The sequence below is a fragment of the Arthrobacter sp. SLBN-100 genome (assembly GCF_006715305.1).
In the GTDB taxonomy this organism is placed as follows: domain Bacteria; phylum Actinomycetota; class Actinomycetes; order Actinomycetales; family Micrococcaceae; genus Arthrobacter.
Window position 1 is genome coordinate 2,661,053 of sequence record NZ_VFMY01000001.1, and the last position, 13,293, is coordinate 2,674,345.

At 64.0% G+C, this 13,293-nt stretch carries 11 protein-coding genes; 5 read left to right on the plus strand and 6 right to left on the minus strand.

Annotated elements, in window-relative coordinates; genetic code table 11:
• The first annotated feature begins 368 nt into the window (after window positions 1–368).
• The 5 genes from FBY31_RS12380 (at window position 369) to FBY31_RS12400 (ending at window position 5,765) form a co-directional block, all read left to right on the plus strand.
• On the plus strand, window positions 369–1,646 hold the full coding sequence (locus FBY31_RS12380; protein ID WP_160142462.1) for an ABC transporter substrate-binding protein: 1,278 nt from the start codon (window positions 369–371) through the stop codon (window positions 1,644–1,646).
• Window positions 1,647–1,683: 37 nt separating this feature from the next.
• Window positions 1,684–2,664, plus strand: a complete 981-nt coding sequence (locus FBY31_RS12385; RefSeq protein WP_142041262.1) for a carbohydrate ABC transporter permease — start codon at window positions 1,684–1,686, stop codon at window positions 2,662–2,664.
• Window positions 2,664–3,524, plus strand: coding sequence for a carbohydrate ABC transporter permease (locus FBY31_RS12390; protein ID WP_142041266.1), 861 nt, complete (start codon window positions 2,664–2,666; stop codon window positions 3,522–3,524). The genes FBY31_RS12385 and FBY31_RS12390 overlap by 1 nt, the downstream gene beginning before the upstream one ends.
• Window positions 3,525–3,604: 80 nt before the next feature.
• The gene (locus tag FBY31_RS12395; RefSeq protein ID WP_142041269.1) at window positions 3,605–4,768 is read left to right on the plus strand and encodes a Gfo/Idh/MocA family protein; all 1,164 of its coding nucleotides are present in this window, start codon (window positions 3,605–3,607) and stop codon (window positions 4,766–4,768) included.
• A 1-nt stretch (window position 4,769) separates the two neighbouring features.
• The gene (locus FBY31_RS12400) at window positions 4,770–5,765 is read left to right on the plus strand and encodes a sugar phosphate isomerase/epimerase family protein (protein ID WP_142041273.1); all 996 of its coding nucleotides are present in this window, start codon (window positions 4,770–4,772) and stop codon (window positions 5,763–5,765) included.
• Window positions 5,766–6,891: 1,126 nt separating this feature from the next.
• On the opposite strand, the gene FBY31_RS12410 is transcribed toward FBY31_RS12400, so the two are convergent.
• From FBY31_RS12410 to FBY31_RS12435, 6 genes are read right to left on the minus strand one after another with little or no spacing between them, the layout of a single operon-like run.
• Window positions 6,892–8,235: an NtaA/DmoA family FMN-dependent monooxygenase gene (locus FBY31_RS12410; RefSeq protein ID WP_142041276.1), complete on the minus strand. Its 1,344-nt coding sequence runs from the start codon at window positions 8,233–8,235 to the stop codon at window positions 6,892–6,894.
• Between the two features lie 10 nt (window positions 8,236–8,245).
• On the minus strand, window positions 8,246–9,337 hold the full coding sequence (locus FBY31_RS12415; RefSeq protein ID WP_235013038.1) for an LLM class flavin-dependent oxidoreductase: 1,092 nt from the start codon (window positions 9,335–9,337) through the stop codon (window positions 8,246–8,248).
• Window positions 9,334–10,170 (minus strand): DUF1684 domain-containing protein, encoded by an 837-nt coding sequence (locus FBY31_RS12420; RefSeq protein ID WP_142041279.1) that lies wholly within the window; start codon window positions 10,168–10,170, stop codon window positions 9,334–9,336. The genes FBY31_RS12415 and FBY31_RS12420 overlap by 4 nt, the downstream gene beginning before the upstream one ends.
• Entirely contained in the window at window positions 10,167–11,213 is a 1,047-nt protein-coding gene (locus FBY31_RS12425) for a transporter substrate-binding domain-containing protein (RefSeq protein ID WP_142041283.1), read from the minus strand. Before FBY31_RS12425 ends, FBY31_RS12420 begins: the two co-directional genes overlap by 4 nt.
• An 11-nt stretch (window positions 11,214–11,224) precedes the next feature.
• Window positions 11,225–12,067 carry an amino acid ABC transporter ATP-binding protein gene (locus FBY31_RS12430; RefSeq protein WP_142041286.1) on the minus strand — a complete coding sequence of 281 codons (843 nt, stop codon included), beginning with the start codon at window positions 12,065–12,067 and terminating at the stop codon, window positions 11,225–11,227.
• Window positions 12,064–13,251: an ABC transporter permease subunit gene (locus FBY31_RS12435; RefSeq protein ID WP_235013039.1), complete on the minus strand. Its 1,188-nt coding sequence runs from the start codon at window positions 13,249–13,251 to the stop codon at window positions 12,064–12,066. Before FBY31_RS12435 ends, FBY31_RS12430 begins: the two co-directional genes overlap by 4 nt.
• Window positions 13,252–13,293: the final 42 nt, after the last annotated feature.

Genomic DNA, 13,293 nt, shown 5'->3' on the forward strand with positions numbered 1-13,293 from the left:
CTGCCGCACAAACAATCGCCACTGGAAGCTTATATCTGAAGGATTACCTGGATACGGGTAGAGATAGGCAACTTTTGCTTGACGTATTACAAAAGTTTTTCTAATCTGTTTGTGAGCCTCCTCACCACCTCCCCGCCCCGGCAAAGGTAGCGAGGGCGCGTCGACCGTTCCGCACCGCGGCCAAAAAATCCTCGCCCGGTAGCCGATCAACGAAAGACAGGCAAATGTTCAAAGCTCAGAGGCGAGTAGCAAAGTCCCGCCTGATCGCCGGACTTGGAGCAGCTGTAGCGACAGCCTTAGTCGCAACCGGCTGCTCAGCTGAATCGCCCAACCCAAATGCCAGTGCCGCGAAGCCGGCCGAACTCAGAATGCTTTACACCACCGACGAAGCAAACAGCGCCGCGGTGGCGTCGCTGGTCCCGCAGTTCAAGGAGAAGCTCGGGATCGACCTGAAGATCGACAACCAGCCGTATGACGCCCTCCAGCAGAAGGTCTTCTCGGAATTCGCGTCCAGCAGCAGCTACTACGACATTGTTGTTGTTGATACACCTTGGGCGCCGGCGCTCGTGCAGAACCTTGAGCCGCTCACTCCCTATATTCAAAACAAGGGCCTGAACACTGTCGGCGATGCCAACATCGGCGACTACATTTCGAAGGTGTTCTACGACACGGCTGTCTACAACGCCGAGTCACCGATCAAGCGCTACCCGAATGAAACCGAAAAGCCCGAACCCGGCGCCATCAAGAACATGGGGTTCGACGTATATGGGCTACCGATCCAGTCGAACGTCGCCGTGATGGCGTACCGGAGCGACCTCTTTAATGATCCCCAGCAGAAGGCCAACTTCCGGGCCAAGTACGGCAAAGACCTGAAGGTTCCCGAGACGTGGGATGAATATGCTCAGGCAGCCGAGTTCTTCACCCAGCCGGATAAGGGACGGTACGGCACAACGGTCATGGCCGGCGTGGGCGACTGGGCAACGGATGACTTCAAGACACTCCTTGCTTCCTTCGGCGGAGACGGAACTCTCGTTGACGAGGATCTGAATCTCGCCTTCAACTCCCCCGAGGGTGTAGAGGCGCTCAGCTACTATGCAAAGCTCGCCCAAAGCGGCCATGTACCGCCAGGCAGTACGTCTGCTGACTGGGGAACGACAGCCGAATCCTTTGACAACGGGCTGACAGCGATGACCATCAACTACCACGACCTGAAGTTGGCAGACAACGTCAAGGGATCCATCGGTTATGCCCCCGTTCCGAAGGCCGAAGCAGCAGGTCCGCACTTTGGAACCTGGATGCTGAGTGTTAACAAGAATTCCAAGAACAAGGAATGGGCCTACCAGGCAATCAGCTGGCTCACCGCTGCAGAGCAGCAGACGGCCATGACGGAAAAGTCTCTGCACCCAAGCCGCAGCTCTGTTTATTCCTCCATCAGCAAAGACCATCCCCTCGCCGCGTTCTACGACACGCTGGGGAAGTCACTGGAGGTAGGCGTTGGCCGCGCCCGCCTAACGAACTACACAGAAGTCAGCCACGAAGTAGCGGTGGCCGTAAATAATGCGGCAACAGGATCCTCCTCGCCCGAGCAGGCGCTAAAGGGAGCAGCTGACAAGATTTCGGCTCTTCTCAACTCAGCCGGCTACTAATCCTGCCACTCAACACCCTGTCCAAGGAGCATCAAACATGAGATCCACTGCCGCCCTGCCCAACGCCGGGCTGCAGGTCGAGGGTTCCCGCCGTGCGGGCGGTCAAACGCCGACCGTTCCGCACGGCAGGAAGCCGATGACCTGGAAAAAGCGCTCACTCCCCTGGGCCTACATGGCCCCGTCAATGATCGTCCTACTGCTGATGACGGTGGCCCCGGCGGCATTCATCTTCTACTCCGCCTTCCGGAACGACAAAATTCTAGGCGGTGTTGGACGCTTCGTTGGGTTTAATAACTTCATCGAAGCAGTCTCCAACGCCTCGGTTCGCCACGCATTTCTCATCACCCTTGCCTTTGTGGCAGGGGCCGTCATCCTGGAAATGCTTCTTGGATTCGCCCTGGCACTCCCCCTAGCCGCACAAACGACGGCCAACAAGGTCGGGGCGGCACTCATGCTGCTGCCATTTGCAGTCACACCTGCCGTGGCAGCCATGGTCTTCAAGCAGTTGTTGAACCCCAACTATGGTTGGGTCGGTTACTACCTCGGCCAACTCGGTTTCCCCAAAGGCGTAGACCTACTCGGGGACCCCACCTCGGCATGGATCGTTCTGCTTATCCTGGACATGTGGCAGTGGACGCCCTTCATCGCCCTCATCCTGATGGCCGGGCTCCAGTCACTTCCTGGTGAACCACGGGAAGCCGCTTTGGTCGACGGCGCCTCGCCATGGCAAATGTTTCGGCACATCACGTTGCCTGGGATGATCCCGTTCATCGCCATCGCTGCAGTTCTTCGCACTATCCAAGCCTTCAAGACGTTCGACTCGTTCAAGATCCTCACCGGCGGAGGCCCCGGCAGCTCCACCGAAATCATCAACCTCGGCATATTCCGCGTCGGCCTCCAGAGCTTTAACGTCGGTCTCGCATGCGCCCTCGGTGTGATCTTCCTGATCATCTTGTCCCTGCTTGTCCCCCTGATGCTGCGCGTCATTGGCCGCCGGTCCGATCCTGAGGAAATCTAATGCCAGCACCTTCAACAACCATCGGCCGCGGCTCAATATCCCGGACTATTGTCGGCCGCACCTTCCTCTGGGCATGGCTCCTTATCGGACTCATCCCATTGGTGTTCATGCTTGTCACCTCCATCAAGCCTGCCGGGCTGGCAAACCAGATACCGCCGGCCTGGCTGTTCCAGCCGACGCTTGAAAACTACGCATCGGTTCTCTCAGCGGGCGGCGGCAAATCCGAGACCTTCGGACAGCTCCTTCTGAACAGCGCGATCGTTAGCCTCGGCGCCACAGCCTTGGCCATCGCCGTGGGAGTGCCGGCAGCCTACGCCCTGACCATGAGGGATTTCCGTGCACGGAAGGGGCTCTCCTCCTGGATTCTTTCCACCTATATGTTTCCGCCCATCGTTGCCGTAATTCCGATCTTCGTGTTCGCGGGAAAGCTCGGACTGATGGACACCTACCCCGTGCTGATCGTCCCGTACGCCGCCTTCAATCTGCCCATTGTTGTCTGGATTCTCCGCAGCTCGATTTTGCAGCTGCCCTACGAGATCCAGGAGGCAGCAATGATGGACGGCGCCTCAACCTGGAACATCCTGCGACGAATTATCTGGCCCCTGCTGGTGCCATCGGTAGCAACAGCAGCGGTACTCACCCTTGTACTGTCCTGGAATGAATTCCTGTTCGCATTGTCCCTGACCCGAAGCGGAGCCAAAACAGCGCCAGTCGGTCTTCAGCAATTCACCGGCATGTACGGCACCGACTGGGGCGACATCACCGCCGCCGCAACCCTCATCGTTGCACCGATCCTTGTCCTAATGATCATTCTGCGCCGGCAAATGGTCGCTGGCCTGTCCTTCGGAGCAGTCAAGTGATCCGTCGATAGCCTTATCCCAGTGCACTAAGCGTTGCCCGCGCTGCCCGCCCGAAAACTCGTATGAGAAAGAACGAATAGATGTCACAGCAAAGCAGCCCGCCAAAAACGCTCGGTGTTGCCATGATCGGTTACGCGTTCATGGGCAAAGCCCACTCAAATGCGTGGCGGAACGTTGCTAGCTACTTCGACGTCCCGGCCTTCGAGCAAAAAGTTCTCGTTGGCCGGGACGCCTCCGCCGTCGCCGAAGCCGCCGCCAAGTACGGGTGGCAGGAAACAGCCACGGACTGGCGCACTGTCATCGAACGCGACGATATCCACATCGTTGATATCTGCGCGCCGGGCTGGATGCACGCCGAAATCGCCGTGGCCGCCCTCGAGGCGGGCAAGCACGTGCTGCTGGAAAAACCGCTGGCCAACACCCTGGCCGAATCCGAGGCCATCACCGCCGCCGCGCAGACGGCACGGGCCAACGGCGTGCAGTCGATGGTGGGCTTCAACTACCGCCGCGTCCCGGCCCTGGCCCTCGCAAAGGAACTGGTCAGCGAAGGCCGGCTGGGCTCGGTCCGACAGGTCCGCGTGGCCTACCTGCAGGACTGGCTCGCCGACGAATCCGCCCCCATGACCTGGCGCCTGCGGAAGGACACGGCGGGCTCCGGGGCGCTCGGCGATATCGCGTCCCACGCCATTGACCAGGTCCTCTTCCTGCTCGACAGCGAGGTCACCGAAGTCTCGGGCCGCCTGCAGACATTCGTGGACCGGCGGCCCGGTGCCGACGGCCTGGAAGACGTCACGGTCGACGACGCCGCCTGGGCAACGCTGACCCTCGCCTCCGGAGCCATCGCCTCAGTCGAGGCCTCCCGGGTGGCCACCGGCCGGAAGAACTCCCTGCAGATCGAGGTCTATGGCGACAAGGGCGCCCTCCGCTTCGACCTGGAAAACCTCAACGAACTCCAGTTCCTGGACGCCACCGCCCCCGCCCGCGAACAGGGCTTCCGCCGGATCGTTGTCACCGAACCGGAGCACCCCTACCTTGACGCCTGGTGGCCGCAAGGCCACATCATCGGCTGGGAGCACACCTTCACCCACGAAGTCCGCGACCTCCTGCTGGCCATCAACAGCAGCACGCAGCCCTCGCCGTCGTTCGAGGACGGACTGGCCGTCCAGCGCATCCTGGCCGCAGTGGAGGAATCCGCCGCCGCCAAGAGTGCCCTCATCCAACTGCCCACCACAGAAAGAGCCTGACATGCCCCGCCCCTACACCCTGTTCACTGGCCAGTGGGCCGACCTGCCGTTCGAGGAAGTCGCGAAGCTGGCGTCCGGCTGGGGCTACGACGGCCTGGAAATAGCCGTCTCCGGCGACCACCTGGATGCCTGGCGCTGGGACGAACCCGGTTACGTCGAGTCCAAGCTCGCCGTCCTGGAGAAGTACAACCTGAAGGTCTGGGCCATCTCCAACCACCTCAAGGGCCAGGCCGTCTGCGATGACCCCATCGACTTCCGCCACGAAGCGATCGTCGGCGCCAAGGTGTGGGGCGACGGGGACCCCGAAGGCGTCCGCCAGCGCGCCGCGGAGGAGATGAAGCACACCGCCCGGCTCGCCAAGGCACTCGGCGTGGACACCGTCGTCGGCTTCACCGGATCCTCCATCTGGCAGTACGTCGCCATGTTCCCGCCCGTCCCGGAAAAGGTCATCGACTCCGGCTACCAGGACTTCGCCGACCGCTGGAACCCCATCCTGGACGTCTTTGACGAGTGCGGCGTCCGCTTCGCCCACGAAGTCCACCCCTCCGAAATCGCCTACGACTACTGGACCACCGTCCGCACCCTCGAAGCGATCGGCCACCGCGAAGCGTTCGGCCTGAACTGGGACCCGTCCCACATGATGTGGCAGGGCATCGACCCCGTCTCCTTCATCTGGGACTTCAAGGACCGGATCTACCACGTGGACTGCAAAGACACCAAGGTCCGCCAGACCGGCCGCAACACCGTCCTCGGCTCCCACCTGGCCTGGGGCGACCCCCGCCGGGGCTGGGACTTCGTCTCCGCCGGCCGCGGCGACGTGCCCTGGGAAGCATCCTTCCGCGCCCTGTCCGCGATCGGCTACGACGGACCCATCAGCATCGAATGGGAAGACGCCGGCATGGACCGCCTCCATGGGGCCCCTGAAGCCCTCGCTTCCCTCAAAAAGTTCGACTTCCCGCCGTCGAGCACGTCCTTTGATGCCGCCTTCAAACAATGACCCGAGGGCACTTCGTGGTGACCGAAAGCCCGTGATATTAGCGTCTCGATGGTTACTCCGTCTTGAGCTACTAGTTGGCACCCTGAGATCAGGAACGCGGCTCTTAGCCGTGCAGCAACCGAACTCATCCCGCCGTCGGCAGCTCGCAGGCACGACATCCTTGTGACACGAGATCGATCGGTCACGCCAAATACACCGCGGCCTAATCCGGAAAGCAGTCCAGCGGCCAGGAGGCGGAACCAACCGCGAACGCACTGCCAAAACAGCACACGATGGACCATAAAAGACGAGGTCGACAACATCGGTAATACAACCCACGGGCCGGTCGACCTAGTAACCGGCCCGACCTAGTAAAGGAGACATTTGTCCCACGATCATGCAGCGGAGTCCAGCGCAGTTTTCTCGCCAACCGGCGGCGACCTCTTCCCGCTCCCATCGCTTCCTCTTTCCCTTGAAGTCACGACTTTGGAGGAGTCCCAGAGCAGAGACGAAAAGCTTAACCGTGCCATCAGCAGACTTATACCCGCCGCTCTTCAACGCAGGCAGGGAATCCTGGTCATACAACGCGATCACGGCCAGTACACTGTCCGCGTCGACCAAGAAGTGCCATTGGGCACAACTCGGGAGTCCCGCGAATGGGATCGTCCCAACGTGAACTAGAGGACACGACAACTTGGTTTTCGTGACAAACAGCCTTTACCCAAGGGGGTGGATGTGCAGAACAGAGTACGTGATTTCCGCATCGCGGCCGGGATGTCGCAAGGGGAACTTACCGCCGCCCTGAGGTTTCGACCAGGTGCGAGCGGCTTGAGCACATGCTGTGCGGGTGCTCAGTCACGCTCATTCTGCCGACGTCACTGAACAGGGTAAGCTACACCCCAACCTGACGTCAGGCAGCCGCTTAAAAGCGTCAGAATAGGGTCGAAACCACGATTCCCAGTCACATCACCACAAACATCCTAAGTTTCAACCTGACACCTCCGGCGCCGGTGATGGAAGCGACAATCCAGACGATCCGAAGCAGCCAAGAAACCTAGAGCCGCTGCTCCCACACCGTCAGCTGGAGGCCAACAGTCCCCAAGGAAGTGTCGACGGCGGCACTCACTTCAGTGCCGCCGTCGAACACTCAAGAACGAACCGGCGTTTCCAGTCCAAGGTTTTCCCGGAGCGTGCTGCCCGCGTACTCGGTGGGGTAAACACCGCGTTCCTGCAGCTCCGGCACCAGGTGGTTCACGATGTCGTCCAGGCCGGTGGGAACCAGCCACGGCGAGATGTTGAACCCGTCCACCGCCCCCACCCGGGTATACTCTGCCAACTGGTCCGCCACGGCCGTGTAGGACCCGGTGAAGGTGGCGTCCACCCGTGCAGTGCGCGAGGACACGAACTGGCGGATGGACAAGCCCTTGTCCTTGGCCTCCGCCCGCCACTGGTCCGCCAACTGCCGGGCCTTGGCACCATGGAATCCGCTGCCGCGCGTCTCCGAGGTCTCCTCCACCACGGGATCGATCTCCGGCAGCGGCCCGTCGGGATCGTACTCGGACAGCTCGCGGCCCCAGAACTGCTCCAGGTACGCCACGGCCTGCTGCGGCCCGATCTGCAGGCTCCGCACCCACTCCTTCTTCTCCAACGCCTCGGCAGCCGTGGCCGCCAGGATGAACTCGCTGGCCGGCATGATCTGCACGGCGTTGGCCCCGCGGCCTGCCGCCAGCGAGCGCTCCACCAGGTCCTTGCGGAACTCCACGGCGTCGTCGAACTTCGGGTGGGCGGAGAAGATGACGTCCGCCTGGCGGGCGGCAAAGTCACGGCCCCCCGGGGAGTCGCCGGCCTGGAAGAGCACGGGCCGGTACTGGGCGCTGCGGGGCAGGCGCGGCGTGACGTCCACCGTGTAGTGCTGCCCTTCATGGAGCACCTGCCGTGCGGGCCCCGATGGTGTTTCCCAGGAATCCCAGATCCGCTTGGCAGTTTCGACGAACGCTTCGGCGTGCTTGTAGCGGTCGGCGTGGTCCAGGTATCCCCCGCGGCGGAAGTTCGCCCCGGTCCAGGCGTTGTCCGTGGTCACGATGTTCCACGCGGCGCGGCCCCCCGAGATCAGGTCAAGGGACGCAAGCCGGTGCGCCAGGTCGGCGGGATCGTTGTACGTGGTGTTCTGGGTGGCCACCAGCCCGATTTTTTTGGTCACCGACGCGAGGGCGGCAAGCATGGTCTGCGCGTCCGGCCTGCCCACCACGTCCAGCGCGTGCGGGCGGCCCAGGTGCTCACGCAGCCGGAGTCCCTCGCCCAGGAAGAAGGCGGCGAACAGCCCGCGCTCGGCGGTCTGGGCAAGGCGGCGGAACGACTCGAAGTCGGTCTGGGAGCCGGATTCTGCAGCCTTCCAGATGGTGCCGGAGTTCACGCCCTGGAAGAAGATACCGAACTGGATCTTGCCCGTTGGCGTAAAGACCCCGGATTTAGCACGGTTGTGCTGAGTCATGGTTTTTCCTTTACTTTCCGGCGCCGGCGGCGGCGGCTGCGGCTCCGTAGCGGCTGGCCGGGCGCGTCAGCCCCAGCAGGTCACGGAAGGTGCCGTCCTGCACAGGCGGCCGAAGGGCGCCCCTGCGCCGAAGCTCGGGCAGAACCAGCCGGGAAAGCTCGTCCAGCTCCAAGGCGAGCGACGCCGGGTGGAGGCGCACGCCGTCGGCCTCCTCCAGGAGCGATTCCAGGAGGTCCATGAGGCCTTCAGCAGTGCCGGCATATTGTGCGCGGCCGCCGTCCAACCCGCCCGAACGCTCGGCTGCTGCCTGCCCACGGGAGTGCAGGACGACGTCGAGCTCGGCGATCACTGCCACGGAAGCACCAACCCGGGCACGCACGTCGCGCACCTCGGCTGCGAGCAGTTCAGGCGTCGGCGCGGTGACCAGTACAGCGTCAACGGCATCGGCCGGAATCTGTCCCTCGCCCACCAGCGACGCAGCGGCAAGGACCGGCAGCTGTCCCTGCAGCGGCCTCGGGATGATGGAGGGGCCCTTCACCGAGTAGGCAGGGCCGGCGAAATCGGCCGGAGTTTCGAACTCCGCATAGTGCAGCTTGTCCACGTCGATGTAGCGGCCGGTGGCGACGTCGCGGATCACGGCGTCGTCCTCCCACGAGTCCCACAGCCGCCGGGACACCTCGATGGACGCCTCGGCTTCCTGCGCGAGCGCCTCACCGCTAACTGAAGAACGTCCGACGGCGGCAGCCCCCTCGGGTGATTCCGCTGCGGTGGCGATCCACCCCGCCCGGCCGCCGGACACATAGTCCAGGCTCGCGAGCTGGGTGGAGACGTGGAACGGTTCGGTGTAGACGGTGTCCACTTCGGGGACCAGGGCGATGGTGCGGGTCGCCGGTCCGGCGTAGGCCGCACGCTGCAGCGCGTTGGCCCGGCCCTGAACCGGCGCGTCGGTGAAGGTGGCGGCGTGGAACCCGGCGGACTCGGCCGCAAGGACGGCTTCGCCGAGGCTCGCGAAGTGCCCGCCATCCCAGCCGGCGCCGTCGAGCTCGATGGCAAGGAACCCTGCCGGGCTTGTTGAAGGCACGGGTGTTTCAGAGGTGCTCACTGCTGGTCCTGACGTTCGTAGGGAATCTTTTCGCCGGCCTCGATGGCCACGGGCAGCCGGTTTTCCGCCGGCGGCAGCGGGCAGGTGGCGAGGTCTGTGTAGGCGCAGGGCAGGTTCACGGCCCGGTTGAAGTCGAGTTCCGCGGACCCGTCCGCAGCGGGCACCACGGACAGCGAGCGGTTGGCCGCGTACGTGGTCCTGCCGGAGGTCTGGTCCGTGAACAGGACGGAGAGCGAGCCCGGGGCGTGCCCGTTGAATGCTGTCAGCGCCAGCTCCTGGCCGGCCAGCTTGAAGCGGATCTCGCCCGGCGCCTCGTAGACATGCTGGATGCCTTCGACGGCGGCACCCACCGTGGTGGAGCGGGGCACCTCGAACGGCACAAAGGTTCCACGGACGGCGTATGCAGCATCCGGTGAGTAGGCTGGCGTGCCCTGGTATTCCCGCAGCAGCCCGTGCTCCGGATTCCGTGGCCGCACAATGTATTCGCCGCCGCGCTTGGCCACCTCGATGACGGTGTCGCCGGAGGTTAGGTTGATGCCGCCGCGCTCCTCGATGGGACCGAATTCCAGCACGGCCCCGGCGGCGGTGCTCAGCTCCTGCCCGTCCCGCTGCAGGCTTTCGCCCGGTTCGAGGACTACGCGGACGACGTCGGCCTCAACACTCCAGGTGCCGGGGGCACCTTCCAGCCGGGCGGCTTCGCTGCCCAGCCAGTGCAGGTGGGTGACCGCCAGGAAGCCGTGCGGGTGCGCGCGCTGGCGTTCGTGGGCTGCATGCCATTCCTGCCAGTCGGCTTCGAAGGCTTCGAGGGCGGTCCCAGCGTGCGTTGCGTTCATGACGTCTTTCCAGTCTGGGTGGCCGTGGCCTGGGAAGCCGCGAAGCTTTCCTCGGTGATGGTCTCGGACTCCGGCAGCGCCTCCTCGGACAGGCCCCAGCGCTCCAGCACCTGGGCGTAGGAGCCATCCTCGATGGCGGAGTTCAGGGCTTCGGTGATCACCGGCGCCAGGCCGTTGCCCCGCAGGGTAGTGGCGGCCACGAGGGTTTCGGACGGCCAGCCGGCGTTGACCTTGCCCACCACCTTCAGGTCGTCACGGGTGTTTTCCCGGTACACCGTGGACGGATAGGGCGCGATGTTCAGGTCGGTGCGGCCGGAGGACAGGGCCAGGATGGTGTCCGCATCGGAGGAGTAGTACTGCAGGGTGGCCGGGGCCTTGCCCTTGCCTTCGAGCTCCTTGTTCCAGGCCAGCAGGATCTTTTCCTGGTTGGTTCCGGAGCCCACGGACACCTTCAGCCCGGAGATGTCGTCTGCGCCCTTGATGTCGTAGCTGGCCGATTTCTTGGCTTCGAAGCCCATAAAGGCCGTGCGGTAGCTGGCAAAGTCGAACAGCTTCACCCGGTCCTTGTTCACGCCCACGTTGGAAAACACAGCTTCGAAGTCGCCCGACTGGGTCTTCAGCGGCCAGTTCTCCCAGGACGTCACCTGCACGTCCAGCTCCAGGCCCAGCTTGTCCGCCACCAGCTGCGCGATATCCAGCTCCGACCCAATGGGAGTTTTATCGTCGGTGGCGTGGAAGGACAGCGGGATGGAGCCGGCGGTGGTGGCGATGGTCAGCTTGCCGTCCTTGCCAATCAGTTCGGGGACCTTGGCTGCGAGCGCCGCGTCCTTCTCTGCGCGGATGCGCTGCTGGTCCGGCGAGGTGTTGTAGACGACGCCGTTGCGCGCCGCCGTCGTCTGGGCAGCGCCGCCGGAAGCTGCGGCTGTGGCGCCGGGATCAGCGCACCCGGCCAGCGCAGCAGTTCCAAGAAGTACGACGGCGGGCAGCGCCGCCAGGGTGCCCGCGCGGCCGGAGCGGCGGGAAAGTCGGGTGGGAAGTGCCATGGGGGAATCCTTTAGATGTTGAAAGCCGGCTCGAGCACCTTGGAGAAGAAGCTCCGGGTGCGCGGTTCCTGCGGGTTGGTGAAAATCTGTTCCGGGGTGCCCTGTTCCACGATCTGCCCCTGGTCCATAAACGCCACGGTGTCCGCCACGTCGCGGGCGAAGCCCATCTCATGGGTGACGATGATCAGCGTGGTGCCGGATTTCGCGAGTTCGCGGATGACGTCCAGCACTTCGTTGACCAGTTCCGGGTCCAGGGCCGAGGTGGGCTCATCGAACAGCAGGATCTTGGGGTCCAGCGCCAGGGCCCGGGCGATGGCCACGCGCTGCTGCTGGCCGCCCGAAAGCTGGCGCGGATAGGCGCCCGCGCGGTCCTTGAGGCCCACCCGGTCCAGAAGTTCCAGGCCGCGGCGCCGGGCCTCGTCCTTGGAGCGGCCCTGCGCGACGACGGGGGCTTCGGCCACGTTTTCCAGCGCGGTGAGGTGCGGGAACAGGTTGAAGTTCTGGAACACCATGCCGATGTCGGTGCGCTGTTTGAGGATGTCCTTCTCGCGCAGCTCGTGCAGCCGCTCGCCGCGGACTTCGTAGCCCACCAGCTGGCCGTCAATGGAGATGTAGCCGCCATCCACCTTTTCCAGATGGTTGATGGTGCGCAGCAGCGTGGACTTGCCCGAGCCGGAGGGCCCCACAATGACGGCCACCCCGCCCGGCTCCACCGTGAGGCTGACACCTTTGAGGACCTCTGTGGCGCCGAAGGACTTGTGGACCTTGGTGATTTCCACCAGGCCACGGGTGGCGGCAGCCGGTGTGGTGGCAATCGTTGCCGGCGCTCCGGCAGTTGAGGTAGCGGTGCTCATCGGGCGCTCCTTGCGTCGTTGGCCACGGCGTGGGTGGCGAAGAATTTGCGGGCCTTCTGCAGGGGTGTCAGCGGCAGGTTCCGCACCGCGCCCTTTGAGTAGTGCCGTTCGATGTAGTACTGGAAGACGCTGAGCACCGACGTGATCACTACGTACCAGAGGGTGGCCACCAGCAGCAGCGGGAGGACCTGCTGCGTGCGGTTGTAGATGACCTGCACGGTGTAGAACAGCTCGGAGTAGGCGAGGACGTAGACAATGGAGGTGCCCTTCACGAGGCCGATGATCTCGTTGAACGCGGTGGGCAGGATGGCCCGCATGGCCTGTGGCAGGACGATCCGGGTGGACCTGCGCCAGGCCGGGATGCCCAGGGCGGCCGCGGCTTCAAGCTGGCCCTGGTCCACCGAGAGGATGCCGCCGCGGATGATTTCGGCGGAGTAGGCTGCCTGGTTCAGCGTCAGGCCCAGCACTGCGGCCGCAAACTGGCTGATCAGCGTGGTGGTCTGCACCTCGAAGAACCGGACGTCGGTGAACGGGATGCCCAGGGAGATCTTTTCGTACAGGTAGCCCAGGTTGTACCAAAGCAACATCTGGACCAGCAGGGGTGTGGACCGGAAGATCCAGGAGAAGGTCCAGGACACCGAGACCAGCAGCGGCGACGCGGACAGCCGCATCAGCGCCAGGATGAACCCCAGCACGAAGCCGAGGATCCCTGAGATCGCGGTCAGCTTCAGGGTCTCCAGCAACCCGGCGATGACGGACTGCGCGGTGAACCACTGTGCCACAACACCCCATTCCCAGCGGGGGTTGGTGGCAAGCGACCAGGCGACTGCCACTACGCCGAGGGCCACAGCTGCTGTGCCCACCCAGCGCCAGGGGTGCTTCGCCGCCACCACCCGGTAGGCGGAGTAATCCGTGGCCACCCGGGCGCTTCCGCCTTCCGGCGGGACCCCGGCCGGGCCGGAAGCGGTGGTTTCCTCAGGAGCGGCCGTTTCCGCAGAAGTCGCAGCCCCTGCAGTCACGGGTTCGGCAGTCACGGGTTCGGCAATCGCAGACCCCGTAGTAACGGTGACTGAAGTAGCGCCGCTGGCAGTGACGGGCCCGCCAGCAACGGCGTCCGGTGCCGCGCCGGCAGCCGACCGTGCTGACGTTGTTGACTGCGCCGCGGTAGTTGCTGCTGAACTCATGCGCCACCTCGCTTCTCTGGTTGGGCCGGGACTGTTTGACCC